We start from the raw sequence: 24,871 nt of genomic DNA, 5'->3' as shown, positions 1-24,871 counted from the left end.
GACCGCTCCACCGCCCGCCGGGCGGTCTCTCCGATTTCGACACAAGCAGGACCAATGCACGACTCTTTCGCCCTCTGGATTCGCTCGTTCCTTCCCGCCCCGCTGAATGCTTCGCCGAAGGAGTGGTTGCGCGCCGCCCTCGGCGTCGCCATCGTCATGCCGCTGGTGTTCTGCAGCGGCTACATGCTGGTCGGCAGTTCGTTGACCCTGCAGATCATGGGGCCAGCCGGCGCCTCGGCGGTGCTGGTGTTCGTCGCCTCGTCCAGCCCGTTCGCCCAGCCATGGGCGGTTCTGGTTGGCAATCTGCTGGCGGCGCTGATCGGCATCAGTCTGGGCATGAGCGGCTTGCCGAGCGTGGCCTCGCTGGCACTGGCGGCGTGCCTGTCGCTGCTCTGCCTGTTTTACCTGCGCTGCCTGCATCCGCCGAGCATTGCGCTGGCGCTGGTGGCGGCGGTCGGCAGTCCGGAGCTGCATCAGCTCGGTTACGCGCTGGTGGGGCCAGTGCTGTTCTACTCGCTGCTGCTGGTGGCCGTCGCGTTGGTCTACAACAACCTCACCGGGCATCCCTATCCGAAGCCGCGGCTGAGCCGCGAGAACAGCCATCACACCCGCGACCTGCCGCCGGGCGAGCGCATGAGCTTCACCCATGACGATGTGGATCGTGCGCTGCAAGAGTTCGGCGAGTACGTCGACGTCACCCGCGACGACCTCGAGCGGCTGATCAAGCAGACCGAGAAGCACGCCCTGCGCCGCAGCATGGGCGAGATCACCGCGGCGCACGTGATGTCGCGCGATCTCTACTGGCACACCCCGGATACCTTCATCGAACAGGCCTGGCAGACGTTGCAGCAGCATCGCCTGCGCTCGTTGCCGGTGGTCGAGGGCGATGATCACCGGCTGGTCGGTATCGTCACCCAGGTGGATCTGCTCAAGCACTTCCACCCACGCCCGGGGCGGCTCAGCTTTGGCCAGCTGAACTTCCTGCGCGGCACCAAGCTGCGCGCGATCATGAGTTCGCCGGTGGTTTCGGTGACGGCCGATACGCACATGGTCGAACTGGTTTATCTACTCTCGGATCGCGGCCTGCACTGCCTGCCGGTGGTCGATGCGCAACAGCGCCTGGTCGGCATGATTACCCAGACGGATCTGATCGCCGCGCTGTACCGCAACTGGCTCAAGCAGCTGCCGGACTGAGCGGCCACGAGTCCGGCGCGACGCTCAGATATCGTAGTACCAGCGGGACCAGTCGTAATCGTCGAGGGCTACTTCGCGCAGCAGTTCGATGGCCTTGAGCAACGCGGGCGATTCGCTGGCGCGTGCATGCACCAGGTAGACCGGATAGCTGAACTCCGGCGCCTGCTCCACTCGCTTGAGAAGCCCTTCTTCCAGATAGCGCTGGACCACGCGGGTGCGAAAGTAGCCGCGGCCGCCGCATTGCACCAGATACTGCAAGGCCAGCGGCCCGAGGCTGAATGAAAGCGCGGCGCGGGTGTATTCGGGCAGCGCCTGGTTATGCTGCTTGCGAAATGCCGGCCCCCAATCCACGTACAGATACGGCGTTGGATTCTGCGCCTGCACCACCTGGATCAGCTTTTCCTCCAGCAGCTGTTCGACCTGCAGACCGGGCAGGTACTCCGGCTGGTGTACCAGCGCGGCGTCGAGCACGCCGAGGTCGAGCTTCTTCTGCAGCTCTTCGCCGCTGCCCACTTCCAGTCGCACGGCGTGGCCCGGCAGCGCTTGCCGCAGCCGCTGGACCCAGGCCAGCATCAGCGGGTTGCACAGGCTCACCTCGGCGCCGAGCGTGAGCAGTTCGCCATAACCCCGTGGCAGCGGCAGGTCGCGCCGCGCGGCCTCCCAGGTCTGCACCAGCTGGCGGGCATAGGCGGCAAAGCGCTCGCCATCGGCCGTCAGCCGCGCCCCGGCGCGATTGCGCACGAACAGCCGGCAGCTCAGCTGGTTTTCCAGGTTCTGTATGCGCGCGGTGACGGCCGTCTGGGTGATGTGCAGGCGCTCGGCCGTGGCGATGAAGCTGCCGCTGCGAATGATCTCGAGAAAGGTGCGGGCGAGATCAATATCCATGGTCGACCTTAAATGCAGTGAACGTGACGGAACCGATGATTGTAGGGGGTTGTGACCGTCGTGGGGGCGCCCACCTTGAATCGGTGGGCGATCCGCTCACGATCAGTGCGAAGTGCCTTCGGCGAATTCGATCTTGTTGCCGACGTTGTACTTGCCGGAGGGCTTGTTCATCGGGATGCGTTTGACCTCCTCCAGCGTGTTGGCGTCGTAGACGAGGAGGGCGCCGTCGGTGTCCCAGACGCTGAGCAGGGCGTAGCGGCCGTCGTTGGTGAATTCGACGTGGGCGGCGTTCTTGCCCGGCATCGGGCGCAGGGTGTGGGCGACTTCCAGGGTCTGTTTGTCGATCAGGTGCACGGCGTCGTTGTTCGGGCCGAAGAACACGTCGGTCCAGGCGTAGGGCGAGTTGGCCTGGCTGCGCATGAAGAAGCCCGGGCCTTCGGTGGGGATCTCCTTGATCAGCTTCCAGGTGTCCAGATCCAGCACCGAGATCAGTCCCTTGCTGACGTTGGGGGTGGCGAACACCCATTTGCCGTTGCGTTTCCAGTAGATGCCCGAGCCCAGGTGCGGCATGCCAGGAAGCGGAATGTCGGTGACCGCCTGGCCGTTGTCGAGATCGATCACCTGGCCACCGTGGGCCTTGCGCGAGGTGGCCAGCAGGTAGCGGTAGTCCGGCGTGAAGGAGAAGTCATCGAGGAAGTCTGCGGCCTCGATGCGCCGCGGTTCGAAGGTCGGCTCGCCGGCATAGGAGAGCTCCCAGGCCTCTTTCACGTCCTTCAGCGCGACCACGAAGCTGTCGCGCGGCGGCGCGGTGTACACGGCGCTGACCCGTGACGGCGTGCCGTCCTGGCCGACGGCGGGGATGTGCTTGACCAGCGACAGGTCGCGCGCATCGAGCAGCACCAGGTTGCCCGGCAGGTAGTTGCCCACCAGCACCCAGCGGCCGTCGTTGCTGACCGCCAGGTTGCGGGTGTTCAGCCCGGCACGGACCTCGGCGAGCATAGTCAGGTTGTGCAGGTCGTAGACGCTGACCCAGCCATCGCGGGAGGCGAAATAGACGAAGCGGCCATCGGGCGAGAACTTCGGCCCGCCGTGCAGGGCGAAGTGCGACTGGAAGTTGGCCAGTTCCTCGAATCGATCGCCATCCAGCACCCGCACGTGATGATTGCCAGCCTCGACCACGACGAACAGGTTGCGCGGATCGGCGCCGTGCTGCGGAGTCGTCGGCAGGGTGGCGACGTCGGTGAGGATGCGGTGGCTGGCCCGGATATCGGCATCGCTCCAGGTCGGCGGCACGGCCGAGGGCTGATACAGGTAATCGACCAGGCCGGTGATCTGCGCGTCATTCAGCACGTGTGAATAGGCGGCCATCTGGCTCGCCGGGCGGCCGTCGCGGATCACCGCCTGGGCCTCGGCCGGTTTGATGCGGCTGAGGCTTTCCGGCAGCAGCGCCGGCCCGGCGCCACCGAGGCGGTTGACGCCGTGGCAGGCCTGGCAGTGCTGTTCATAGAGGGCCTGGCTGTCGTCCGGCGTGGCGGCACTGGCCATGTCGAGGGCGACGAAGGTGGCGGCCGGCAGCGCGGCGGCCAGCAGCAGGGCGGGCATCAGTTGCATAAGGCCTCCGCTTGCGGGGTGGGGTCACCGTGCAGGCGCGCCGGGTGGCGGACCTGGCGCTCGGCGAACAGGCCCACCACCTTGCCGATTACGGTGAGGGTCGGTGGGGTGAGGTGCTGCTCGTCGGCCATGTTCGGCAGTTGCCGTAGCGTGCAGCGCACCACTTGCTGGTCCGGCCGGGTGCCGTTGCCGATCAGTGCGGCCGGGGTATTCACCGGCAGGCCGGCGGCGATCAGGTTGCGCGAGATCTCGCCGAGGCTGGCCAGCCCCATGTAGAACACCAGGGTCTGGCCGCCCTGGGCCAGTGCGTCCCACGGCAGGTGCAGTTCGCCGTTGGTCTGCAGGTGGCCGGTGATGAACTGGCAGGAATGCGCCAGGTCGCGATGGGTCAGCGGGATGCCGGCATAGGCGCTGCAACCGGCCGCGGCGGTGATGCCCGGCACCACCTGGCAGTCGATGCCGCGCTGCAGAAGGAATTCGAGTTCCTCGGCACCGCGGCCGAAGATGAACGGGTCGCCGCCCTTGAGCCGCACCACGCGCTTGTTCTGCAGGGCCAGGTCGGCCAGCAGCTGGTTGATCTCCGGCTGCGGCAGGCTGTGGTAGCCACTCGTCTTGCCGACGTAATGGCGGCTGCAGGCGGCGGGCAGCAGGGCCATCAGACCGTCGCTGACCAGGCGGTCGTAGACCACCGCGTCGGCCTGTTGCAGCAGGCTCCAGGCGCGCAAGGTGAGCAGCCCGGGATCGCCCGGACCGGCACCGACCAGAGCGACCTCGCCCGGGGCGAACGCCGCGCTCAGCGAGGCGGGAAGTGTGAGTGGCTGGTCCATGCGGTGCTCCTGAATTCTCATCGGGCTTACGGAGTGCGTTGCTGCGGCGCTTGGTCGGCCGCTTGATCGGTCAGATGGCGATGCTGGGAATGCGCTCGACGGCGGGCAGGCCGATCTCCTCGTCGGAGAGGTAGCAGCCCGGGTCTTCGGCCCACAGATCGCCCTGCGCCCAGGCGCGGGTACGCGTGTTGCCGTTGCAGATCGCCAGCCAGCGGCAGTCGGCGCAGCGACCGCCCACCGCGCGCGGATGCTGGCGCAGCTCCTGCAGCAGCGGCGCCGGCTCGTTCAGCCAGATGTCGCTGAAGCGTTGGCGGCGCACGTTGCCGACGGTGTGCTGCCACCAGTAGGTGTCCGGGTGTACGTCGCCGATGTTGTCGATGTTGGCGATGCCGCTGCCCGAGGCGTTGCCGCCCCAGGCGCGCAGCATGCCTTCCAGGCGCTCGCGATGTTCCGGCAGGTGCTGCTCGACCCATTGCAGCAGCAGGACCGCGTCGGCGTCGTTGTTGCCGCTGACGAAATCGGTCTCGCGGCCGTGCTGGACATCGTCCCAGGCCTGCTCGAAGAGCTGGCGCATGGCGTCGCGGGTCATCTGGTGATGGGCGTCGGCCTTGCGGCTGCGCTTGCCGCGGCCGCTGTAGTTGAGGTGCGAGAGGTAGAACTTCTGCACGTCGTGTTCGCGCATCAGTGCCAGCAGGGCCGGCAGCTGCGGGTAGTTGTTCTGCGTCAGGGTGGTGCGCAGGCCGACGCGGATGTCGCGCTGGCGGCACAGGTCGATGGCATGCATGGACGCGGCGAAGCTGCCCTTGAGCTGGCGCCACTCGTCGTGCACCGCCTCGAGACCGTCGATGCTGATGCCGACGTAGTCGAACTGCGCGGCGGCGATACGTTCGATGTTGCTCTCGTCGATCAGCGTGCCGTTGGTCGACAGCGCAACGAAGAAGCCCTTGTCGCGAGCGTAATCGGCGAGCTGGAAGATGTCGGCCCGCAGCAGCGGCTCGCCGCCGGAGAGGATCAGCACGCGCACACCGGCTTCGTGCAGGTCATCGATCACCTTCAGCGCCTCGACGGTATCCAGCTCGTCGCGGAACTCGCTGTCGGCGGAGGTGGCGTAGCAGTGCTTGCAGGTCAGGTTGCAGCGGCGCAGCAGGTTCCAGATCACCACGGGTGGGCGCTTGCCGCTGGCGCTGCGGGCACCAAGTACCGGAGTGGCCGGCCGGGCCAGGGCGCGCAGGTAATGGCTGATTCTCAACATGGTCGGCTCCGCTTCGGCAGCGTGTGACACCGGGCGCGCCGTCTCGCGCGTCCAACTCTTGAGTGGCAGGATCACCGAGCGAGGTAGGGCTGACCTTGATCAGAAACAATAAAAGTCGCAGGGCTATTGGTGCCGGGCGGGCAGGCCGTACCGCTGGTCAGAGCAGCGTCAGCAGCACGCCGATGGCCATCAGCAACGGCCAGCCGAGCAGCAGCAGACGCCAGGCTGGCGGGGCATGGCGCAGTTCCATGAAACCATCGGTGATCAGCCAGGCCTTGCCGAATGCGGCCAGCAGAACGCCTGCCGTCAGTGCCAGGGTGGCGCCGGCACTGCCGAGCACGACGGTGGAGACCGAAAGCGCGGCCAGGCCGAGCCAGCAGGCGACCAGCAACTTGGAAGCGGACATGACGACCTCGTCAGTTCAGCACGTAGACCAGCGGGAACAGCAGCACCCAGACCAGATCCACCATGTGCCAGTAGAGCACCCCGGATTCCAGCCCGCTGTGCGCGTCCGTGCGGTAGGCACCACGCCGGCAGCGCTCGGCCAGCCAGCCGAGAATCACCATGCCCAGCAGCACGTGGAGGAAATGAAAGCCGGTGAGAATCCAGTACAGGGTGAAGAACGTGTTGTGCTCCATCCCCAGACCGAGCCCGGCCAGGTGGCCATACTCGTTGAGCTTGAGCACCACGTAGACGCACGCCGAGGCCAGCGCCGCGAGCAGCAGCAACGCCGCACGACCCTGCCGCGCCTGACGGACCTGTTCCACCGCCAGCGCGGCGAGCAGGCCGGAGGTCAGCAGGCTCAGCGTCAGCGCCAGGCCGATGGAGCTGTCCAGTGCCGCGCGGCTTTCGCCGAACAGCTGCGGGTTGAACATCTGGGTGACCGCGAACGCCAGGATCAGGATGGCGAACACCGTCAGCTCGGCGAGGATGAAGAACCACATCGCCAGGTCACCCGGCAGGCGCCGGGACGGCTGGGCGACGCGTTCAGCCGAAGTGGACATCGACCACATCCATCAGCGCGGCAACGGTCTGCGGATCATCCGACAGCGGCTCGGCGAGACAGGCCAGGCAGGCCTGCCGCGGCGTCATGCCGGAGCGGATCATGCGTGCGGTGAAGATCAGCAGGCGGGTCGAGGCGACTTCCTCCAGATCGTGCTGTTCCAACCGACGCAGTGCCTGGCCAAGCTTGACCACCTGGGCGGCGAGCGCGGCATCCACCTGCGCCTCGTTGGCGACGATTCGCTCTTCCTCTGCGGCTGGCGGATAGTCGAAGCGCATCGCCACGAAACGCTGGCGGGTGCTCGGCTTCATGCCCTTGAGCAGGTTCTGGTAACCGGGGTTGTAGGACACCACCAGCATGAAGCCCGGCGGCGCCTTCAACGCCTCGCCGGTGCGCTCGATGAACAGCTCGCGGCGATCGTCGGCCAGCGGGTGCAGCACCACGGCGGTGTCCTGGCGCGCCTCGACCACTTCGTCCAGGTAGCAGATGCCGCCTTCGCGCACCGCGCGGGTCAGCGGGCCGTCCTGCCACCAGGTGCCCTGGGCGCCGATCAGGTGGCGGCCGACCAGGTCGGCGGCGGAGAGGTCGTCATGACAGGCCACGGTGTACAGCGGCAGGTTCAGCCGGTGCGCCATGTGCTGCACGAAGCGCGTCTTGCCGCAGCCGGTCGGACCCTTGATCAGCACCGGCATGCCGTGCTGCCAGGCCTGCTGGAACAGCTGCTCCTCGTTGCCCAGTGGTTGATAGAACGGGGCATCCGGTGTGCCGGCGGCGGTTGGGATCTCGAGCGCATTCACAGGCAATACCTCACGGCAGCGGTTGGTTATCTCGATCGCCACGCTACCGATCCGGGTCCGGCCGCTCAAGCAGCCTGCCGGCAAAGCTTGATTGCGATCAAGCCCGCTGCGGATGCGTGGCGGAGCGAGACCCAGCGCAAGGTTTGCCCGCGACAAGGCGTCACGCTCAGGGGGTGAGGAGGGATCTCTTGATTGTCGTCAAGCGGACCCGCAAAGCCGCTCTCATAGGATGCCAGTGCACCAACAACAACTGGATCTGCCGTACCGCCGTCACCTGAGCAGGAAGCGCATCCCGCGTTTCCAGAGGAGAAACAGCATGAAAAAACCACTACTGGCTGGATTCGTCGCCGGCTTCTCGTTACTCGCTCTGGGCATTGCTCAGGCACAGAACAATCCGGAAGACAAAGCCGAGGCTGCCTATAAGGGGCAAGCGTCGGCAGTCGATCCGGCCAGTGCACAGGTCGTGCATTCACCGGGCGCACCGGACCTCACCTCCGCCGAGTTCGAGCAGGCCAAGGAAATCTACTTCCAGCGCTGCGCCGGCTGCCACGGTGTGCTGCGCAAGGGCGCGACCGGCAAGCCGCTGACGCCTGACATCACCCAGGAGCGTGGCCAGGCCTATCTGGAAGCGCTGATCACCTATGGTTCGCCTGCCGGTATGCCGAACTGGGGGACGTCCAACGCGCTGACCAAGGACCAGATCACGCTGATGGCCAAGTACATCCAGCACACTCCGCCGACCCCGCCCGAGTGGGGGATGAAGGAGATGAAGAATTCCTGGAATGTGCTGGTCAAGCCGGAAGATCGGCCGAAAAAGCAGATGAACAAGCTGAACTTGCCGAACCTGTTCTCCGTCACCCTGCGTGACGACGGCAAGATCGCCCTCGTCGACGGTGACAGCAAGAAGATCGTCAAGACCATCGACACCGGTTATGCGGTGCATATCTCGCGCATGTCCGCTTCGGGTCGTTACCTGCTGGTTATTGGTCGCGATGCCAAAATCGACATGATCGACCTGTGGGGTAAGGAGCCGGTCAAGGTCGCCGAAATCAAGGTCGGCATCGAGGCCCGCTCGGTTGAAACTTCGAAGTACAAGGGCTACGAGGACAAGTACGTGATCGCTGGCGACTACTGGCCGCCACAGTTCACCATCATGGACGGCGAAACCCTGGAACCGCTGCAGATCGTCTCCACCCGTGGCATGACCGTCGGTACCCAGGAATACCACCCGGAACCGCGCGTCGCGGCGATCATCGCCTCCCACGAACATCCTGAGTTCATCGTCAACGTCAAGGAGACCGGCAAAGTCATGCTGGTCAACTACGAAGACATCAATAACCTGACCACCACCATGATCGGCACCGCGCCGTTCCTGCATGACGGCGGCTGGGACGTGAGCCACCGCTACTTCATGACGGCAGCGAACAACTCCAACAAAGTTGCGGTGATCGACTCGAAAGAGCGCAAGATGGCCGCGCTGGTCGATGTCGGCAAGATTCCGCACCCAGGCCGTGGCGCCAACTTCGTGCATCCGAAATTCGGACCGGTATGGGCAACCAGCCACCTGGGCGACGAGACCATCTCGCTGATTGGCACCGACCCCGACAAGCATCCGAAGAACGCCTGGAAAGTGGTCGAGACTCTGAAGGGCCAAGGTGGCGGTTCGCTGTTCATCAAGACCCATCCGAAGTCCAAGCACCTGTATCTGGATACCACCTTCCACCCGGATGCCAAGATCAGCCAGTCCGCTGCGGTCTTCGACATCAGCAATCTGGAGGGAGGCTACAAGGTGCTGCCCATCGGCGAGTGGTCCGGCCTGAAAGGCGGGGCCCAGCGCGTGGTGCAGCCGGAGTACAACGAGGCGGGCGACGAAGTCTGGTTCTCGGTCTGGAATGGTCAGGAAGAGGAGTCCGCGATTGTTGTCGTAGATGACAAGACGCTAGAACTCAAAACAGTGATCAAGGACAAAAGGTTGATTACCCCAACCGGTAAATTTAACGTCCACAACACTCAGTACGACGTTTACTGAGTCCACCTGGGGGCGGGCCTCAAGATCCGCCCCCGATTAGCCTTGAGGAAGTACTCATGAAAAAAATTCTGCTCCCATTGCTCGCCCTTGGCGGCGCGCTGGCCCTGCAGCCGGCGTTCGCACAGGACGGCGAAGCGCTGTTCAAGAGCAAGCCTTGCGCCGCGTGCCATAGCATCGACGCCAAGCTGGTAGGCCCGGCGTTCAAGGAAGTCGCCGCCAAGTACGCAGGGCAGGACGGCGCTGCCGATCTGCTGGCCGGCCACATCAAGAACGGCAGCCAGGGCGTATGGGGTCCGATCCCGATGCCGCCAAACCCGGTAACCGAAGAAGAAGCCAAGATCCTCGCCGAGTGGATTCTTAGTCAGAAGTAAGCTGCACCGGAGGACGCCATGACAGTTGCCCGACACGCCGTAAAACGTCTGGGGCTGACCCTGGCGTCCTTCCTCCTGATTCCCGTCGCGCTGGCCGCTGCTCCTTCGGCAGAACGCCAGGCCCAGCTCGACAACCTGCTCCTGCAGGATTGCGGCTCCTGCCATGGCCTGCGCATGACCGGTGGGCTCGGCCCGCCACTGACTCGCGCGGCACTGGCCGACAAACCCCGTGAAAGCCTGATCGCCACCGTCACCCATGGGCGGCCCGGCACCGCCATGCCCGGCTGGAAGGCGCTGCTCGACGAGCAGGACATCGCCTGGCTGGTCGACCAACTCCTGCAAGGATATCCAAAGCCATGATTCGCCCGATCCTGCTGTTCGCGGCTGCCGCCATGCTCAGCGCCTGTGCGCAACAACCCCTGCGCGGTACCGGTGACCTCGGCGTGGTGGTCGAGCGCGCCACCGGCAGCCTGCAGATCATCGAGAGCAGCAACCAGAGCCAGCTGGCGCGCGTCGAAGGGCTGGGCGATCTGTCCCATGCCTCGGTGGTCTTCTCCCGCGATCAGCGTTACGCCTATGTGTTCGGGCGCGACGGTGGGCTGACCAAGGTCGACCTGCTGCGCCAGCGCATCGACCGCCGTGTGGTTCAGGGAGGCAACAGCATCGGCGGGGCGATCAGCCAGGATGGCCGGCTGATCGCGGTGGGCAACTACGAGCCGGGCGGCGTCAAGGTATTCGATGCCGAGACCCTTGAGCTGGTCGCCGACATTCCGGCCACGCCGCTGGCCGATGGCAGCCGCAATTCGCGGGTGGTCGGCGTGCTCGACGCACCGGGGCGGCGCTTCATCTACAGCCTGTTCGACACCAACGAGACCTGGCTGCTGGATTTCAGCCAGGGCGATACACCGACCGTCACGCGTTTCGAGAACGTCGGCAAGCAGCCCTACGATGCGCTGCTGACCCCTGATGGCCGCTACTACATCGCCGGCCTGTTCGGCGAGGACGGCATGGCCAAGATCGACCTCTGGCACACCGTCCGCGGTGTCGAGCGGATCGTCGACGGTTACGGCCGCGGTCAGGAGAAACTGCCGGTCTACAAGATGCCGCATCTGGAGGGCTGGACGGTGGCCGGCGATCAGACCTTCGTCCCCGCCATTGGCCAGCATCGGGTGCTGGTGATGGATTCGAAGAGCTGGAAGCAGACCGACGCCATCGACGTCGCCGGCCAGCCGGTGTTCGTCATGGCGCGGCCGGATGCGCGGCAGATCTGGGTCAACTTCGCGCACCCGGACAACGGCAAGGTGCAGGTGATCGACAGCGAAACCCACGAGATCATCGCCACCCTGGAGCCCGGTCCGGCCGTGCTGCATATGGAATTCACCGCCCGTGGCGACCAGCTCTGGCTGTCGGTGCGCGACGGCAACGAGGTCCAGGTCTGGGACCCCTACAGCCTGAAGCTGATCAAGCGCCTGCCGGCACAGAGCCCGAGCGGCATCTTCTTCAGCAGCCGCGCTCACGAGACGGGGTTGTGACATGCACATCGACGCTCTCAGTCGCCGCCTGATCGACCGTTTTCAGCACGGCATGCCGCTGTGTGCCGAACCCTACCGCGCCATGGCCGAGGAACTCGGCTGCAGCGAGGACGAGGTGCTGGACCGCCTCGAACAGCTGCAGGCCGCCGGCGGGCTTTCGCGCGTCGGCCCGGTGTTCGAACACAGCCGAGCCGGTGCGAGCACCCTGGTGGCACTGGCCGTGCCCGAAGCGCGGCTGGAGCAGGTTGCGGCACGCATCAGTGCCTTCTCCGAGGTCAATCACAACTATCTGCGCGAGCATCGCTACAACCTCTGGTTCGTGCTGACCGGGCCGGACCGTGCGCACATCGACCGAGTGCTCGCCGAGATCGAAGCCGACACCGGGCTGGTGCCCCTGGACCTGCCGATGCTCAACGCGTTTCGCATCGACCTGGGCTTTCCCTTGGGAGAACCGTCATGAACGACTGCCTCAACGATTTGCAGGCGATGCAGCTGCGCCGCCTGCTCGAGGCCGGCCTGCCACTGACGGCGAGGCCCTACCAGCGCCTTGCCGAGCAGATCGGCTGCAGCGAGCGCCAGGTGCTCGAACAGGTCGAGCAGTGGCAGGAGGCCGGGCTGTTCCGCCGCGTCGGGCTGGTGCTCAAACACCGGGCGCTGGGGTTTCGCGCCAATGCCATGCTGGTGATGGATATTCCCGACGAGCAGGTCGACGCGATCGGCCGCCGCCTGGGCCAGGCCGCCGGGGTCAATCTCTGTTACCAGCGGCCACGGCGCCTGCCACAGTGGCCCTACAACCTGTTCTGCATGGTTCACGGTCGCGAACGTGAACAGGTCTGCGGACTGATCGAGCGGCTGCTGGCCGAGCACGGTCTGAGCGATGTGCCGCACCAATTGCTGTTCAGCACGCGGGCCTTCAAACAGTGTGGCGGACGTTTCGCGCCGCCATTGCCGGACGTCGCCAATGGATGACTTCGATCGACTGTTGATCAATCGCCTGCAACACGGCCTGCCGCTGGTCCGCCAGCCATGGGAAGCGCTGGCCACGGAGTTGGGCAGCAGCTCCGAGACTCTGCGGCAGCGGGTCCAGGCGTTGCTCGACGATGGCACCCTGACCCGCTTCGGGCCGATGTTCGATGTCGAGCGCCTCGGCGGCGCCTTCACCCTGGCCGCGCTGGCGGTACCGGAGGCGCGCTTCGACGAGGTCGCCACGCAGCTCGAGGCGATGCCCGAGGTCGCCCACAACTACCGCCGTGAGCACCAGTGGAACATGTGGTTCGTGCTCGGTTGCGAGACGCCCGCGGGCATCGCCGAAACCATCGCCCGCATCGAGGCGCAGACCGGCCTGACGGTGCTCAACCTGCCGAAGGAGAAAACCTATCATGTCGGTTTGCACTTCCCCGTCTGACGAAGCGCTGGTGCGTCGGTTGGTCGAACTCACCGAGGCCGGTCTGCCGCTGGTGGCCGACCCCTGGGCCTGGCTCGCCGGCGAGCTGGGGCTCGAGGTGGACGACACCCTGGCGCTGCTGCAGCGCCTGCAGGCCGAAGGGGCGATTCGGCGGATCGCCGCGGTGCCCAACCACTACCGCCTGGGTTACCGGCACAACGGCATGACCGTGTGGGATGTCGACGATGCCGAGATCGACCGTCTGGGCGCGCTGATCGGTGCTCAGCCCTTCGTCAGCCACTGCTATCGACGGCCACGCCGCGAGGGTTGGCCTTACAACCTGTTCGCCATGGTGCACGGGCGCGATGCCAGCGACATCGAGGCCTACCGCAACCAGATCCGCGCGTTGCTCGGCACTGCCTGTCGCGCGAACGAGATGCTGGTGTCCAGTCGCATTCTGAAGAAGACCGGCCTGCGCCTGGCCGCTCAGCGCCGCGCCTGAGCCTCCGTCGGCGCTGCCGTTCGCCCTCGTCGGCAGCGCCGGCCAGCGGGTGCACAAGCCCGTTGCACAGCGGCCCGATGCCCGGCGGGCGCGCCTGAAAAGCGCTGGAGCCCTTGCCCGGCAAGGGCTTGCGGCCTCCCTTCGATCTCGCTGGAAAGCCTGACTGTTGCGTTCGGGTTTTTCTTGATTGCCATCAAGCAGGTTTCGATAGCCCCCTTCTTAAACTGGCCACGCCAAGCCATGAGGAGGCGACCATGTCCGAGACCTTCACCAAAGGGATGGCCAGGAATATTTACTTCGGAGGAAGCGTGTTCTTCTTCCTGGTATTCCTCGGCCTCACTTACCACACAGAGCAGACTTTCCCCGAACGAACCAATGCATCGGAGATGACCGAGGCGGTGGTTCGCGGCAAGGCGGTCTGGGAAAACAACAACTGCATCGGCTGCCACAGCCTGCTGGGTGAAGGCGCCTACTTCGCGCCGGAGCTGGGCAACGTGTTCGTCCGCCGGGGTGGTGAGGAGGCCTTCAAGCCCTTCCTGCACGCCTGGATGAAGGCTCAGCCACTCGGCGCCCCCGGACGCCGCGCGATGCCGCAATTCAATCTGACCGAGCAGCAAGTTGACGATATGGCGGAGTTCCTCAAGTGGACTTCGAAGATCGACACCAACAACTGGCCGCCAAACAAGGAAGGTTGAGTGATGAACGTCTTTGTTTCCGAATTCAAAGGAGGGCCACGAGATGGGCATCATTAACCCGCATCTCAAATTCCAATCGCAGGCGGTCGCCAAACCCTACTTCGTGTTTGCACTGATCCTGTTCGTCGGTCAGATCCTCTTCGGTCTGATCATGGGGCTGCAGTACGTGGTGGGCGACTTCCTGTTCCCGCTGCTGCCGTTCAACGTGGCGCGGATGGTGCACACCAACCTGCTGATCGTCTGGTTGCTGTTCGGCTTCATGGGCGCGGCCTACTACCTCATCCCCGAGGAAGCGGACCGTGAGCTGCACAGCCCGAAATTGGCCATCATCCTGTTCTGGGTGTTCGCCGCCGCCGGCGTGCTGACCATTCTCGGTTACCTGTTCGTGCCCTACGCGGGTCTGGCGGAAATGACCAAGAACGAGCTGCTGCCGACCATGGGGCGCGAGTTCCTGGAGCAGCCGACGATCACCAAGATCGGCATCGTGATCGTGGCGCTGGGCTTCCTCTACAACATCGGCATGACCATGCTCAAGGGTCGCAAGACCGTGGTCAGCACGGTGATGATGACCGGTCTGATCGGCCTCGCGGTGTTCTTCCTGTTCTCCTTCTACAACCCGGAGAACCTGGCGCGCGACAAGTACTACTGGTGGTTCGTCGTGCACCTGTGGGTGGAAGGCGTGTGGGAGCTGATCATGGGTTCGATGTTGGCCTTCGTCCTGATCAAGATCACCGGCGTGGACCGCGAAGTGGTCGAGAAGTGGCTCTACGTGATCATCGCCATGGCGCTGATCACCGGCATCATCGGCACCGGCCACCACTTCTTCTGGATCGGCGCACCGACCGTGTGGCTGTGGCTGGGCTCGATCTTCTCCGCCCTTGAGCCGCTGCCGTTCTTCGCCATGGTGCTGTTCGCCCTGAACATGGTGAACCGTCGTCGCCGCGAACACCCGAACAAGGCCGCCTCGCTGTGGGCCATCGGCACCACCGTGACCGCCTTCCTCGGCGCCGGTGTATGGGGCTTCCTGCACACCCTGGCCCCGGTGAACTACTACACCCACGGTTCGCAGCTGACCGCTGCGCATGGCCACCTGGCATTCTACGGCGCCTACGCGATGATCGTGATGACCATGATCAGCTATGCCATGCCGCGTCTGCGTGGCCTGGGTGAAGCACCGGATGCACGGGCACAGCGCGTCGAGGTCTGGGGCTTCTGGCTGATGACCCTGTCCATGGTCGCCATCACCCTGTTCCTGACTGCTGCCGGCGTGGTGCAGGTCTGGCTGCAACGCATCCCTGCCGATGGCGCCGCCATGTCCTTCATGGCGACTGCCGACCAGCTGGCCATCTTCTTCTGGCTGCGCCTGGTCGCCGGGGTGTTCTTCCTGATCGGTCTGGTCTGCTACCTGTACAGCTTCCGCCAGCGCGGTCGAGTACCGGTCGCAGCAGCGGCAGCCGCCGCGGCCTGAGACGGTTCGCAATGAGCATCGACGGCCCGGCTGGTAATAGCGGGCCGTTTTGCGTTCCAACTGCCAGCACGGAGTAACCCGCCATGGCCTTTACCATCGAAGTGGAAGAGTGGGTCGGCAGTGTCTGGCACCGCTTCATCACCCGTCGCGCCAGCCCGGACTTTCCCGAGGCACGGGTGGAACTTGAGAGCATGCAGCGGCCGCTGTCGCTGCTGTTCCGCGCCATGGGCGGCGCCAGCGGCGTGGGTGTCGAGGCCGCCAGCGCGCGTGACATGCTCGTGCGGCGCAACCTGCTGCAGCAGGTCGCCGGCACCTGCAAGCAACTGCCGGTGGCCTGGTGCGACGCCAGCAATCTGCGGCTGCCACAGAGCCTGGCGGTGTACCCGGAAGTCTCGCTGAACCAGGACCTGTATCGCTGGCTGGCGCTGCTCGCCGCGCAGGCGGGGCAGATGCGCCATTGGGCGCGGGACAACCAGCGCTGGACCCAGGCCATCCTCGAGCAGTTCCCGGCCATGCGTGCGCGTTACCGGCGCCTGGTCGAGGCTCATCTGCAGTTGCGCCCGGACCCGAGCCAGCTGCCCAAGGCCGAGGCCGCACTGGAAAGCGCGCTGTGCCAGGCGCTGCGTGAACCGGGCAGCGTCAGCCAGTTCCCGCGTAGCGAGCGCGCGCCCTGGCCGCTGCCGCTGTGGCTGTATCCGGCGGACAACCTAGGCGAGCCCCAGACCACCCAGCGCGCCGAGGAAGGCGAGGGCAATCTGGAAACCCCGCCCGGCGGCGAGTCGCGCCAGCGCAAGCGGGCTCGGCGGGTCGAGGAAAGCTCGAGCAAGGGTGGCCTGCTGCTGTTCCGTCTGGAGAACCTGTTCAGCTGGTCCGAACACATCGAGCTGGACCGCTGCGGCGACGACACCGAAGACCTAGACGCGGCCCGTGTCGCCGAGGATCTCGACGAACTGGCTCTGTCGCGTCAGCGCATGCGTCAGGGCGGCGGGCTGAAGCTGGACCTGGATCTGCCAGCCGCGGACTTCGACGATGTGCCGCTGGGCGAGGGCATCAAGTTGCCCGAGTGGGATTATCGCAAGCAGCGTCTGCAGAAGGATTTCGTCAACCTGCAGCTGATGCTGCCGCGCGGCTCGGAAGCCAAGCCGTTGCCGCTGCACCTGTCGCCGTTGGCGCGGCGCCTGCGCCGGCAGTTCGAGCACCTGCGCAACGACCGCCAGTGGCTGCGCCAGCAACCGCAGGGTTCCGAGCTGGACATGCAGGCCTGGCTCGATTTTCACGTCGAGCGGCAGAACGGCCAGTGCGCCGACCGCGGCCTGTTCATGGAACAGCGGCAGAATCGCCGCGACCTGGCCTGTCTGCTGCTGGCCGACCTGTCGATGTCCACCGATGCGCACCTGGACAACGAGCACCGGGTGATCGACGTGGTGACCGACAGCCTGCTGCTGTTCGGCGAGGCGCTGTCGGCGGTGGGCGATCCCTTTGCGCTGTACGGCTTCTCCTCGCTGCGCCGCCAGCAGGTGCGCATGCAGGAGCTGAAGAGCTTCCGCCAGCCCTACGGCGACGAGACCCGCGGACGCATCCAGGCGCTCAAGCCCGGCTACTACACCCGCATGGGCGCGGCCATCCGCCAGGCCACCGAGCTGCTTGGTGCCTGCAAGCAGCGGCGCAAGCTGTTGCTGCTGGTCACCGACGGCAAGCCGAATGACTTGGACCTCTATGAAGGTCGCTACGGCGTCGAGGATACCCGTCAGGCCGTCATGGAGGCGCGCAAGCAGGGGCTGCTGCCGTTCTGCATCACCATCGACCGCGAAGCCGGCGACTACCTGCCGTACATGTTCGGCGCCAACGGCTACACCCTGATCAAGGAGCCTCAGCAGCTGCCGTTCCGCCTGCCGCAGTTGTACAAGCAGCTGACCCAGCCGTAGGCGGGTAATGCAGACGAGGGCGGTTCGCTACAACCGCCGCGGTGCTGCACTGCTCGATCGTAGGGTGGATGTCGCTTTTCACATCCACCGTGCACAGCGTGCGGTGGATGGCCACCCGGTGGATCGCTGAAGCGTGACCCCACGACAGGGGATTCGTTGGGCGAGCGGTCAGCGCGGCATGTAGGGTGGATGTCGCTTTTCACATCCACCGTGCACAGCGTGCGGTGGATGGCCATCCCGTGGATCGCTGAAGTGCGATCCAGCCCACGACGGGGATTCGTTGGGCGAGAGGTCAGCGCGGCATGTAGGGTGGATGTCGCTTTTTACATCCACCGTGCACATCGCTCGTGGATCGCCAGCCCATGGACGGTGAAGCGAAATTCACCCCAGGCTGCTGGCAGGCAATCAGAACAGATAGCGCGGCAGCCAGACGATCATCACAGCACAGAAGATGCTGAGGGCGATGCAGAACCAGAGGAAACGCCGTTGGCGGCGTTCCGGGGCGCCATCGGCGTGTTCCGGCAGGGGCATGCCGCAGTTGCTGCATTCGGCGTCCCCCGGCGGATTGTCTTGCTGGCAGTACAGGCACTTGGGCATGTGGTGCTCCTCCTCGCCAGCAAAGCCTGACACGCTGCTCGCGCCGTCGACTTTGATGGCGATCAACTCACTCGAACTGCTCGAGCCGCTGACGATCGAGGATGGCGATCTGCCGACCTTCCTGGGTGATGATGCCCTCGTCGATCAGTCGGCGGATGATCCGTGAGAACGTCTCCGGCTGGATCGACAGGTGCCCGGCCACCAGCTGTTTGGCCATCGGCAGTTCGAAGCTGTTGCTGTCGTCCTTCACCCGCGCCAGTTGCGTCAGCAGATAGCGCACCACGCGGTGAGTGGCGTTCTTCAGCGACAGCGTCTCGATCTCGTTGATGCGCTGGTGCAGGCGCACGCAGAGCTTGCCGAGCAGGGCGAACGTCAGTCGCTGGTTGGCCTCCAGCAGACGCATGTAGGCAGCGTTGGAGAAGCGGTAGACCTGCGACGGGCAGACCGCCTGGGCCGAGGCGACGTAGTTGGGCGTGTCCATCAGCATCATGGCTTCGGCGAAGGTCTGGCGGTTGCCGATCACCTCGAAGACCTTTTCCTGGCCGTCCGGTGTCAGGCGGTAGACCTTCACCGCACCGGAGATGACGAAGTAGAAGTTGTGTGCCGGCTCGCCCTGATGGAACAGGTTGTCGCCCTTGTCCAGGTTGAGCAGCTGGCTGGCATTGAGCAGTTCTTCCATCTGCTCTTCGTTGAGCGGTTCGAACAGGTGATGGCTGCGGAGGATCTGGTGGTGTACGCGGTGAAGCACCATGCAAGGCGTCCTGTTTCAATTGAACAACAACAAACGTCGGGCTTCAGCCTAGCGCAAGTGCTGGGCGATGGCGCAGGCCAGACGTTGATGACGGTCAAGGTCTGGCCAATAGGTCGTGTCGCCGCGGCGTGGGATCAGTGCAGACGGGCGACGAAACCGTCACGCCAGAGCGGCTCGGCGAACAGCTGCGGGTAGCGCTCCAGCGCCTCGACGAGGCGTTGCAGGCCCTGCTCGCGCTGGTCGGCTTCGGATAACGCCTCGGCGCCCCTGAGCAGGTCGATGAGCAGACCGTGCAGCGCGGCATCGGCGGCTTCCGGCAGTTTGCAGTTGGCAATGAGGTAGCTGGTCGCTGCCTCGATGTCGCGCTGCAGATCGGCGGCAGCCTCGTCACCGATCGGCTGGCCCGGGGCGTCCGGCAGGCTGCGCTGGACCGCTTCGTGGATGCGGGTCATGCCCTCGCGCAGGGCCTCGTCGGTGCTCCATCGCGCACCTGGCAGGGGCTCGCTGATCATTGCCTGGCCGTGCGGGCCATGATCGTGGGCCATCGCCGCCTGCGCGGTACTGGCCACCATGCTGAGCGCGAAGCCGCTGGCCACGGCGACGATGGAGGCCATGGCCATGCCCCAGGCGAGCGGTTGCAGGTACTGTTTCATGGCTGCCGCACCTCGATGGTTTGAGCGTCGTCTGAGCTGGCCGCGAGCGGCGCTTCGGCGTTGCGGAACAGCACGTTGTTCTCCAGGTGGATGTGCTGCATCAGGTCGCTGCGCATTTCCTCCAACCCGCGGTACAGCGCGCGCCAGGTATTGCAGGCGTTGGCCGGCGGCGTGATGTCGTTGGTCAGTGCGGCCAGTCGTTCCAGCGCGTTGCCGTGCTCCTGATGCTCGTAGCGCATCACCGAGATCGGCCCCTGAGCCTGCGGGAAACGCATGCCGCGCTGCAGCATGGGGAAGAGAATCTGCTCCTCCTTGAGCATGTGGCTCTCAAGCTCCTGCTGCATGTGCCACAGGTGCTGGGCGAGTCCGTTGGGGCATTCGGGGCGGCTGCCATGAACCTGCTCGACCCGGCTGGCCAGGCGGATCAGCTCGGGGAACTGGTCACGGTGACGTTCGTGGAAGCGCGCCAGCAGGTAGTCGATTAGCTCGCCCGCGGGCACGTTGCGCCAGTCCCGTTGCGCTTCCTCAGGCTCGAGGGCGAGCAGCGCCTCGGCGACGATCTGGGGCTCGACGCCGATACGCCGTGCGGCCTCGCCCAGCGAGAGGTCGCCGCCGCAGCAGAAGTCCAGGCGATAGTGGCAGAAGACGCGGGTGGCTCCCGGCAGCGAGCAGGCGAGGTTGCCGAGGGTCTGGTCGATAAGGTCTGTGCTCATGACAACGTTCCTGATGACGATGACCGAGCCATCGCAACAGGCGTGCCATCGCCGGAGGCTCCGAAAATCGCCAACTGCAGCACGCCGCTGGTGAAATTTACCCGTGCAGGTTATGGTGCGGAAAACCTTGAGGGTAACTAGAACCATGATGGCTGATGCCCTGCTCGCCGACCTGACCACCGAACTGCCCAACGCCGTGCGCTTGCAGCGCCTCGTGCATACCTTGCAGCAGCATTTCAATTGCGGCGCGGTGGTGCTGTTGCGCCTGGACGAGGACAGCCTGCGTCCGCTGGCCGCGGTCGGGCTGGTGCAGGAAGCGCTCGGCCGGCGCTTCGTCGTCGCCCAGCATCCGCGGTTGGCCGCGATCCTCTCCCAGCGCGAGCCGACCTGGTTCGAGCCTGACAGTCGCCTGCCCGACCCCTACGACGGCCTGCTCGACGCGCATGTCGGCGAACCCCTGCCAGTGCACGACTGCATGGGCGTCAGCCTCTACGTCGAGGGTAAGCTGTGGGGCGCGCTGACCCTCGATGCCTTGCATGCCGGCACCTTCGATGATGCGGCCCGCTGCGATCTGCAGCGTTTCACCCTGGTGATCGAGGCCGCCGTGCGGGTGACCCGTCTGGAACACGAGAACCGCGGCCTGCGCCTGGCGCGCAGCGATGTGCTGGAGTCCTCGGTGGAGCACGGCGAGGGTGAGATTCTCGGCCAGAGCGAGGCGATCCGCGAGCTGCTGCGCGAGCTGCAGGTGGTGGCCGACTCCGAGCTGCCGGTGCTGCTGTTGGGCGAAACCGGGGTCGGCAAGGAGTTGTTCGCGCGCTGGCTGCATCGGCATTCCCGCCGGCGCAACAAGCCGCTGGTGCACGTCAATTGCGCGGCGCTGCCGGAGTCGCTGGCCGAGAGCGAGCTGTTCGGGCACGTCAAGGGCGCCTTCTCCGGCGCCACCACCGACCGCCCGGGGCGGTTCGATGCCGCCAACGGCGGCACGCTGCTGCTCGACGAGGTCGGCGAACTGCCGCTGACGGTGCAGGCCAAGCTGCTGCGCACCCTGCAGAACGGCGAGATCCAGCGCCTGGGCGCGGACAAGCCGCGGCAGGTGGATGTGCGCATCATCGCGGCGACCAACCGAAACCTGCGCGACAGTGTGCGCGACGGGCATTTCCGCGCCGACCTCTATCACCGGCTGTCGGTCTACCCGGCGCCGATCCCGCCGCTGCGCGAGCGTGGCAATGACGTACTGATCCTCGCCGGGCATTTTCTCGAACTCAACCGCGCGCGCCTGGGGCTGCGCAGCATGCGCCTGTCGCCGGCGGCCGAGCGCGCGCTGCTGGCCTACTCCTGGCCGGGCAACGTGCGCGAGCTGGAGCACGTGGTCAGCCGCGCGGCCCTGCGCCTGCTCAGCCGGGGCGCCTCGCGCAGCGAGATTCTCACCCTGGAGCCCGAGCTGCTGGATCTGGACAGCCATGTCGCGGGCACGGAAGCGCCGGCGTTGGCCGAGCAGCCGGTGGCGGTCGACGAGATACTGTCGCTGCGCCAGACGGTGGATGCAGCGCAGCGCCGGGCCATCGTCTACGCCCTGGAAGCCTCCGCCGAAAACTGGGCGCAGGCGGCGCGACTGCTGGATGTCGACCCGAGCAACCTGCACAAACTGGCGCGGCGGCTGAAGCTGAAGTAGCGCCTGTCGGGCAGCCAGAGTCGTCGCCGGCGCGCCATGGTCTAACCTCACAGCACAACCTCGAGGAGATGCCAATGGCCCTGGACCAGAACGAATTCGAAGCGCTGCTGAACGAGGCGCAAGCCTTTGCCGAGCGCGCCGCCAGCGAGAACAATCCGCTGCATTACCGCGACGCGTTCGCTGCCAGTCTCAAGGCCATGCGCCTGCTCGGCGAGGAATCCGGCGCCTGGCGGCAGATGGTGGCGCGGGCGACCGAGGAATTCGAGGGTGACGAGGGCATCTGACAGCGACTGCCTGCGCTTGGCACCCACCGCGATGCAGGTCGATCCGCTGCATTTCGTCGCATTGGCCACGTCCGAGCAATCTTGACCCCTATCAATGCTGGCCACTGGTCAGCTGCCTAGACTGCCGGCTGTTTTCCGTTCAGCCGAACGACCGCCGCGCCGCCTGTGCGTGGCGCGCATGTACCCGAATGTCTAGGAGTTGTCATGCACCTGGTCTGCCCGGCAGGAAGCCTGCCCGCGCTCAAGGCCGCCGTCCAGCAGGGCGCCGATGCCATCTACGTCGGATTTCGCGACGACACCAACGCCCGCCATTTCGCCGGCCTCAATCTTGACGAAAAGCAGCTGGACAAGGGCCTGCAGCTGATCCGTGAAAAGGGGCGGCAGCTGTACATCGCCGTCAATACCTATGCCCAGCCGGAAGGTTGGAATCGCTGGCAGCGCGCCGTCGATCAGGCCGCCGACCTGGGCGTCGATGCGCTGATCGCCGCCGACCCCGGCGTGCTCGGCTATGCCAGCAAGCGCCATCCCAAGCTCAAGCTGCACCTGTCGGTGCAGGGCTCGGCGACCAACGCCGCGGCGCTGGGGTTCTATCAGCAGCGCTACGGCATCAGCCGTGCGGTGCTGCCGCGGGTGCTTTCGCTCAAGCAAGTCAAGCAGGTCGCGGCGAGCAGCCCGGTGCCCATCGAGGTGTTCGCCTTCGGCAGTCTGTGCATCATGGCCGAGGGGCGTTGCCACCTGTCTTCGTACCTCACCGGCGAGTCGCCGAACCTCTGTGGCGTCTGCTCGCCGGCCAAGGCGGTGCGCTGGAGCGAGGAGCCGGAAGGGCTGACCTCGCGCCTGAACAACGTGCTGATCGACCGCTACGCCGAAGGCGAATCGGCCGGTTACCCGACGCTGTGCAAAGGGCGCTTCATGGTCAACGGCCAGCGCTTCCATGCGCTGGAGGAACCGACCAGCCTGAACACCCTGGACCTGATCCCGGAACTCTCCGCCATCGGCGTCACCGCGATGAAGATCGAGGGGCGCCAGCGCAGCCCGGCCTACGTCGAGCAGGTCACCCGAGTCTGGCGCGCGGCGCTGGACAGCTACCTCAAGGCACCGCAGCGCTATGCGGTCGAACCCGGCTGGCGGCAGGTACTGGACGGCCTTTCCGAAGGCTCGCAGACCACCCTGGGTGCCTACCACCGAGCCTGGCAATGAACGAGGAGCCACGCATGAAACTCTCTCTCGGCCCGGTGCTGTTCTACTGGGATCGCCAGCAGACGCTGGATTTCTACGCGAACATGGCGGAACAGCCACTGGACGTGATCTACCTCGGCGAAACGGTGTGCTCCAAGCGCCGCGCCATGATGCTCGACGACTGGCTGGGGCTGGCCCGCGACCTGGCCGAAGCCTCGTCGGCGCAACTGGTCCTGTCCGGTCTGACGCTGGTCGAGGCCGCCTCCGAGCTGTCCAGCCTGCGCCGCCTGTGCGACAACGGCGAGCTGCTGGTGGAGGCCAACGACATGGGCGCAGTGCAACTGATGTCCGAGCGCAAGCTGCCCTTCGTCGGCGGTCCGGCACTCAACCTCTACAACGGTCATGCCCTGGCCGAGCTGGTGGCCAGCGGCATGAGCCGCTGGGTGCCGCCAGTGGAAGCCTCCGGCAAGCTGATCAAGAGCGCCCGCGCGCAACTGCAGGAACTGGGCGTGGCGCTGCCGGAAATCGAAATCTTTGCCTACGGGCACTTGCCACTGGCCTATTCGGCGCGCTGCTTCACCGCGCGAGCCGAGAACCGGCCCAAGGACGATTGCCAGTTCTGCTGCCAGAACTACCCCGAGGGCATCCCGCTGCTCAGCCAGGAGGGCGAGGCGCTGTTCACCATCAACGGTATCCAGACCATGTCCGCCGCGGTCAGCAACCTGCTTGCCGACTACGCGGGCCTGGTCGACAGCGGCGCCGACCTGCTGCGCCTGAGCCCGCGGGCCGCCGGCATGGAAGAGGTGATTGGCGCCTTCGATACGGTGCGCAAGGGTGCGCTGCCGCCGCTGGCGGTGGACGGTTGCAATGGTTATTGGCATGGCCAGCCGGGCATGCTGCGTGCCGAGGAGGCCGGTTTATGCTGAATCCGCGTGCCCATCTGGTGAATCTTGGCGGCCGCCTGTTGCCACTGGCGGCGAAGACGCCATTCCTGCTCCAGCGCCTGGCGCTGGAGCGCAGTCTCAATCAGGTATTCGCCGAAGCCCTGGATGATGGTGCGTTCGACGTGCTCGATGGCCACTGGATGAAGCTCGAGGTCGCCGACCTCGGACTCGCCTGGTGCCTGACCTGCGAGCGCGGCAAGCTGCGCATCGCGGCGCAGGCGCCGGTCGAGGTAAGCATCCGCGGCAACTGGCGCGAGTTCCTCTTGCTGGCCAGCCGTCAGGAAGACCCGGACACCCTGTTCTTCCGCCGCCGGTTGGTCATCGAGGGGGACACCGAACTGGGACTGGCGATCAAGAACCTGATCGACAGCCTCGACCCGGACACCCTGCCGGGCTGGCTGTGGAAGCTGCTGCAGGGCGCGGGAGAGGAGGTCGCCGCGGCCAATCGGGCGCAGGCGGCAAACGCCTGATCGAGGCGCCACGCCGGAGCGCCGCGAATCACAGGCGCTTCTGCTCGTTGGCACGAACGGTGGCTTCGGCCCACCTGCAAACCGTGATCTCGTTGCGCTGGCCCGGATTGATCGGGCCAGCGTCAGCTTCGGC

General features: G+C 65.7%; 28 protein-coding genes. 17 read left to right on the top strand and 11 right to left on the bottom strand.

Features of this window, described 5'->3' with window-relative positions; all coding sequences use genetic code 11:
* Positions 1-54 precede the first annotated feature (54 nt).
* Positions 55-1,194 carry an HPP family protein gene (locus PSTAB_RS17425; RefSeq protein WP_013983989.1) on the top strand — a complete coding sequence of 380 codons (1,140 nt, stop codon included), beginning with the start codon at positions 55-57 and terminating at the stop codon, positions 1,192-1,194.
* A gap of 24 nt (positions 1,195-1,218) precedes the next feature.
* On the opposite strand, the gene PSTAB_RS17420 is transcribed toward PSTAB_RS17425, so the two are convergent.
* The 7 genes from PSTAB_RS17420 to PSTAB_RS17390 form a co-directional block, all read right to left on the bottom strand.
* The gene (locus PSTAB_RS17420) at positions 1,219-2,079 is read right to left on the bottom strand and encodes a LysR family transcriptional regulator (protein WP_013983988.1); all 861 of its coding nucleotides are present in this window, start codon (positions 2,077-2,079) and stop codon (positions 1,219-1,221) included.
* 102 nt (positions 2,080-2,181) lie between these two features.
* Complete coding sequence (locus tag PSTAB_RS17415; protein WP_013983987.1) at positions 2,182-3,690, bottom strand: nitrite reductase; 1,509 nt, start codon at positions 3,688-3,690, stop codon at positions 2,182-2,184.
* Positions 3,681-4,517 carry a uroporphyrinogen-III C-methyltransferase gene (cobA, locus tag PSTAB_RS17410; RefSeq protein WP_013983986.1) on the bottom strand — a complete coding sequence of 279 codons (837 nt, stop codon included), beginning with the start codon at positions 4,515-4,517 and terminating at the stop codon, positions 3,681-3,683. Before cobA ends, PSTAB_RS17415 begins: the two co-directional genes overlap by 10 nt.
* A gap of 70 nt (positions 4,518-4,587) precedes the next feature.
* Positions 4,588-5,769, bottom strand: a complete 1,182-nt coding sequence (gene nirJ / locus PSTAB_RS17405) for a heme d1 biosynthesis radical SAM protein NirJ (protein WP_013983985.1) — start codon at positions 5,767-5,769, stop codon at positions 4,588-4,590.
* 157 nt (positions 5,770-5,926) lie between these two features.
* Positions 5,927-6,175 carry a cytochrome C oxidase subunit IV family protein gene (locus PSTAB_RS17400; protein WP_013983984.1) on the bottom strand — a complete coding sequence of 83 codons (249 nt, stop codon included), beginning with the start codon at positions 6,173-6,175 and terminating at the stop codon, positions 5,927-5,929.
* A gap of 10 nt (positions 6,176-6,185) precedes the next feature.
* Positions 6,186-6,773: a cytochrome c oxidase subunit 3 gene (locus tag PSTAB_RS17395; protein WP_013983983.1), complete on the bottom strand. Its 588-nt coding sequence runs from the start codon at positions 6,771-6,773 to the stop codon at positions 6,186-6,188.
* On the bottom strand, positions 6,757-7,569 hold the full coding sequence (locus PSTAB_RS17390) for a CbbQ/NirQ/NorQ/GpvN family protein (RefSeq protein ID WP_041771999.1): 813 nt from the start codon (positions 7,567-7,569) through the stop codon (positions 6,757-6,759). Before PSTAB_RS17390 ends, PSTAB_RS17395 begins: the two co-directional genes overlap by 17 nt.
* Before the next feature lie 316 nt (positions 7,570-7,885).
* Between PSTAB_RS17390 and PSTAB_RS17385 the strand changes: the two genes are divergently transcribed.
* The 11 genes from PSTAB_RS17385 (at position 7,886) to PSTAB_RS17335 (ending at position 17,475) form a co-directional block, all read left to right on the top strand.
* A complete protein-coding gene (locus PSTAB_RS17385; protein WP_041771853.1) occupies positions 7,886-9,598 on the top strand; it encodes a nitrite reductase in 1,713 nt (570 codons plus the stop codon).
* Positions 9,599-9,654: 56 nt separating this feature from the next.
* Complete coding sequence (locus PSTAB_RS17380) at positions 9,655-9,969, top strand: c-type cytochrome (RefSeq protein WP_013983980.1); 315 nt, start codon at positions 9,655-9,657, stop codon at positions 9,967-9,969.
* A gap of 18 nt (positions 9,970-9,987) precedes the next feature.
* Entirely contained in the window at positions 9,988-10,329 is a 342-nt protein-coding gene (locus PSTAB_RS17375) for a c-type cytochrome (protein ID WP_011914551.1), read from the top strand.
* A complete protein-coding gene (locus PSTAB_RS17370; protein ID WP_013983979.1) occupies positions 10,326-11,501 on the top strand; it encodes a cytochrome D1 domain-containing protein in 1,176 nt (391 codons plus the stop codon). Before PSTAB_RS17375 ends, PSTAB_RS17370 begins: the two co-directional genes overlap by 4 nt.
* A gap of 1 nt (position 11,502) precedes the next feature.
* Positions 11,503-11,961: an AsnC family transcriptional regulator gene (locus PSTAB_RS17365; protein ID WP_013983978.1), complete on the top strand. Its 459-nt coding sequence runs from the start codon at positions 11,503-11,505 to the stop codon at positions 11,959-11,961.
* Positions 11,958-12,470: a siroheme decarboxylase subunit beta gene (ahbB, locus tag PSTAB_RS17360; RefSeq protein WP_013983977.1), complete on the top strand. Its 513-nt coding sequence runs from the start codon at positions 11,958-11,960 to the stop codon at positions 12,468-12,470. Before PSTAB_RS17365 ends, ahbB (PSTAB_RS17360) begins: the two co-directional genes overlap by 4 nt.
* Complete coding sequence (locus PSTAB_RS17355; protein WP_013983976.1) at positions 12,463-12,906, top strand: Lrp/AsnC family transcriptional regulator; 444 nt, start codon at positions 12,463-12,465, stop codon at positions 12,904-12,906. The genes ahbB (PSTAB_RS17360) and PSTAB_RS17355 overlap by 8 nt, the downstream gene beginning before the upstream one ends.
* Positions 12,881-13,387: a siroheme decarboxylase subunit beta gene (gene ahbB, locus PSTAB_RS17350; RefSeq protein ID WP_013983975.1), complete on the top strand. Its 507-nt coding sequence runs from the start codon at positions 12,881-12,883 to the stop codon at positions 13,385-13,387. The genes PSTAB_RS17355 and ahbB (PSTAB_RS17350) overlap by 26 nt, the downstream gene beginning before the upstream one ends.
* Before the next feature lie 254 nt (positions 13,388-13,641).
* On the top strand, positions 13,642-14,082 hold the full coding sequence (locus tag PSTAB_RS17345; protein ID WP_011914545.1) for a c-type cytochrome: 441 nt from the start codon (positions 13,642-13,644) through the stop codon (positions 14,080-14,082).
* A gap of 43 nt (positions 14,083-14,125) precedes the next feature.
* Positions 14,126-15,550 (top strand): cbb3-type cytochrome c oxidase subunit I, encoded by a 1,425-nt coding sequence (locus PSTAB_RS17340; RefSeq protein ID WP_011914544.1) that lies wholly within the window; start codon positions 14,126-14,128, stop codon positions 15,548-15,550.
* 83 nt (positions 15,551-15,633) lie between these two features.
* Positions 15,634-17,475 (top strand): nitric oxide reductase activation protein NorD, encoded by a 1,842-nt coding sequence (locus PSTAB_RS17335; RefSeq protein WP_013983974.1) that lies wholly within the window; start codon positions 15,634-15,636, stop codon positions 17,473-17,475.
* A gap of 405 nt (positions 17,476-17,880) precedes the next feature.
* Here the strand turns inward: PSTAB_RS17335 and PSTAB_RS17330 are convergent, their stop codons facing one another.
* The 4 genes from PSTAB_RS17330 to ytfE all read right to left on the bottom strand — a co-directional run bounded on the left by PSTAB_RS17330 (position 17,881) and on the right by ytfE (position 20,189).
* Positions 17,881-18,072 carry a hypothetical protein gene (locus PSTAB_RS17330; RefSeq protein ID WP_013983973.1) on the bottom strand — a complete coding sequence of 64 codons (192 nt, stop codon included), beginning with the start codon at positions 18,070-18,072 and terminating at the stop codon, positions 17,881-17,883.
* A 67-nt stretch (positions 18,073-18,139) separates the two neighbouring features.
* The gene (locus PSTAB_RS17325; protein ID WP_011914541.1) at positions 18,140-18,823 is read right to left on the bottom strand and encodes a Crp/Fnr family transcriptional regulator; all 684 of its coding nucleotides are present in this window, start codon (positions 18,821-18,823) and stop codon (positions 18,140-18,142) included.
* Between the two features lie 134 nt (positions 18,824-18,957).
* On the bottom strand, positions 18,958-19,476 hold the full coding sequence (locus PSTAB_RS17320) for a hypothetical protein (protein ID WP_011914540.1): 519 nt from the start codon (positions 19,474-19,476) through the stop codon (positions 18,958-18,960).
* A complete protein-coding gene (gene ytfE / locus PSTAB_RS17315; RefSeq protein WP_013983972.1) occupies positions 19,473-20,189 on the bottom strand; it encodes an iron-sulfur cluster repair protein YtfE in 717 nt (238 codons plus the stop codon). Before ytfE ends, PSTAB_RS17320 begins: the two co-directional genes overlap by 4 nt.
* 145 nt (positions 20,190-20,334) lie before the next feature.
* Between ytfE and norR the strand changes: the two genes are divergently transcribed.
* From norR to ubiT, 5 genes are all read left to right on the top strand, one after another.
* Complete coding sequence (norR, locus tag PSTAB_RS17310) at positions 20,335-21,861, top strand: nitric oxide reductase transcriptional regulator NorR (RefSeq protein ID WP_013983971.1); 1,527 nt, start codon at positions 20,335-20,337, stop codon at positions 21,859-21,861.
* Positions 21,862-21,935: 74 nt separating this feature from the next.
* Positions 21,936-22,145, top strand: a complete 210-nt coding sequence (locus PSTAB_RS17305) for a hypothetical protein (RefSeq protein ID WP_013983970.1) — start codon at positions 21,936-21,938, stop codon at positions 22,143-22,145.
* A gap of 204 nt (positions 22,146-22,349) precedes the next feature.
* On the top strand, positions 22,350-23,345 hold the full coding sequence (ubiU, locus tag PSTAB_RS17300) for a ubiquinone anaerobic biosynthesis protein UbiU (protein WP_011914536.1): 996 nt from the start codon (positions 22,350-22,352) through the stop codon (positions 23,343-23,345).
* A gap of 14 nt (positions 23,346-23,359) precedes the next feature.
* Positions 23,360-24,250 (top strand): U32 family peptidase, encoded by an 891-nt coding sequence (locus PSTAB_RS17295; RefSeq protein ID WP_013983969.1) that lies wholly within the window; start codon positions 23,360-23,362, stop codon positions 24,248-24,250.
* Positions 24,244-24,738, top strand: a complete 495-nt coding sequence (gene ubiT, locus PSTAB_RS17290) for a ubiquinone anaerobic biosynthesis accessory factor UbiT (protein ID WP_013983968.1) — start codon at positions 24,244-24,246, stop codon at positions 24,736-24,738. The genes PSTAB_RS17295 and ubiT overlap by 7 nt, the downstream gene beginning before the upstream one ends.
* Positions 24,739-24,871 lie beyond the last annotated feature (133 nt).

Origin of the sequence: Stutzerimonas stutzeri (assembly GCF_000219605.1) — a bacterium.
GTDB lineage: Bacteria > Pseudomonadota > Gammaproteobacteria > Pseudomonadales > Pseudomonadaceae > Stutzerimonas > Stutzerimonas stutzeri.
The sequence above is the reverse complement of the archived record's forward strand: the minus strand, read 5'-3'. Positions and strand labels throughout refer to the sequence as shown.

Coding starts and splice junctions, on each gene's coding strand:
- PSTAB_RS17425 (WP_013983989.1), top strand. CDS start 55: ATGCACGACTCTTTCGCCCTCTGGATTCGCTCGTTCCTTCCCGCCCCG.
- PSTAB_RS17420 (WP_013983988.1), bottom strand. CDS start 2,079: ATGGATATTGATCTCGCCCGCACCTTTCTCGAGATCATTCGCAGCGGC.
- PSTAB_RS17415 (WP_013983987.1), bottom strand. CDS start 3,690: ATGCAACTGATGCCCGCCCTGCTGCTGGCCGCCGCGCTGCCGGCCGCC.
- cobA (WP_013983986.1), bottom strand. CDS start 4,517: ATGGACCAGCCACTCACACTTCCCGCCTCGCTGAGCGCGGCGTTCGCC.
- nirJ (WP_013983985.1), bottom strand. CDS start 5,769: ATGTTGAGAATCAGCCATTACCTGCGCGCCCTGGCCCGGCCGGCCACT.
- PSTAB_RS17400 (WP_013983984.1), bottom strand. CDS start 6,175: ATGTCCGCTTCCAAGTTGCTGGTCGCCTGCTGGCTCGGCCTGGCCGCG.
- PSTAB_RS17395 (WP_013983983.1), bottom strand. CDS start 6,773: ATGTCCACTTCGGCTGAACGCGTCGCCCAGCCGTCCCGGCGCCTGCCG.
- PSTAB_RS17385 (WP_041771853.1), top strand. CDS start 7,886: ATGAAAAAACCACTACTGGCTGGATTCGTCGCCGGCTTCTCGTTACTC.
- PSTAB_RS17380 (WP_013983980.1), top strand. CDS start 9,655: ATGAAAAAAATTCTGCTCCCATTGCTCGCCCTTGGCGGCGCGCTGGCC.
- PSTAB_RS17375 (WP_011914551.1), top strand. CDS start 9,988: ATGACAGTTGCCCGACACGCCGTAAAACGTCTGGGGCTGACCCTGGCG.
- PSTAB_RS17370 (WP_013983979.1), top strand. CDS start 10,326: ATGATTCGCCCGATCCTGCTGTTCGCGGCTGCCGCCATGCTCAGCGCC.
- PSTAB_RS17365 (WP_013983978.1), top strand. CDS start 11,503: ATGCACATCGACGCTCTCAGTCGCCGCCTGATCGACCGTTTTCAGCAC.
- ahbB (WP_013983977.1), top strand. CDS start 11,958: ATGAACGACTGCCTCAACGATTTGCAGGCGATGCAGCTGCGCCGCCTG.
- PSTAB_RS17355 (WP_013983976.1), top strand. CDS start 12,463: ATGGATGACTTCGATCGACTGTTGATCAATCGCCTGCAACACGGCCTG.
- ahbB (WP_013983975.1), top strand. CDS start 12,881: ATGTCGGTTTGCACTTCCCCGTCTGACGAAGCGCTGGTGCGTCGGTTG.
- PSTAB_RS17345 (WP_011914545.1), top strand. CDS start 13,642: ATGTCCGAGACCTTCACCAAAGGGATGGCCAGGAATATTTACTTCGGA.
- PSTAB_RS17340 (WP_011914544.1), top strand. CDS start 14,126: ATGGGCATCATTAACCCGCATCTCAAATTCCAATCGCAGGCGGTCGCC.
- PSTAB_RS17335 (WP_013983974.1), top strand. CDS start 15,634: ATGGCCTTTACCATCGAAGTGGAAGAGTGGGTCGGCAGTGTCTGGCAC.
- PSTAB_RS17330 (WP_013983973.1), bottom strand. CDS start 18,072: ATGCCCAAGTGCCTGTACTGCCAGCAAGACAATCCGCCGGGGGACGCC.
- PSTAB_RS17325 (WP_011914541.1), bottom strand. CDS start 18,823: ATGGTGCTTCACCGCGTACACCACCAGATCCTCCGCAGCCATCACCTG.
- PSTAB_RS17320 (WP_011914540.1), bottom strand. CDS start 19,476: ATGAAACAGTACCTGCAACCGCTCGCCTGGGGCATGGCCATGGCCTCC.
- ytfE (WP_013983972.1), bottom strand. CDS start 20,189: ATGAGCACAGACCTTATCGACCAGACCCTCGGCAACCTCGCCTGCTCG.
- norR (WP_013983971.1), top strand. CDS start 20,335: ATGATGGCTGATGCCCTGCTCGCCGACCTGACCACCGAACTGCCCAAC.
- PSTAB_RS17305 (WP_013983970.1), top strand. CDS start 21,936: ATGGCCCTGGACCAGAACGAATTCGAAGCGCTGCTGAACGAGGCGCAA.
- ubiU (WP_011914536.1), top strand. CDS start 22,350: ATGCACCTGGTCTGCCCGGCAGGAAGCCTGCCCGCGCTCAAGGCCGCC.
- PSTAB_RS17295 (WP_013983969.1), top strand. CDS start 23,360: ATGAAACTCTCTCTCGGCCCGGTGCTGTTCTACTGGGATCGCCAGCAG.
- ubiT (WP_013983968.1), top strand. CDS start 24,244: ATGCTGAATCCGCGTGCCCATCTGGTGAATCTTGGCGGCCGCCTGTTG.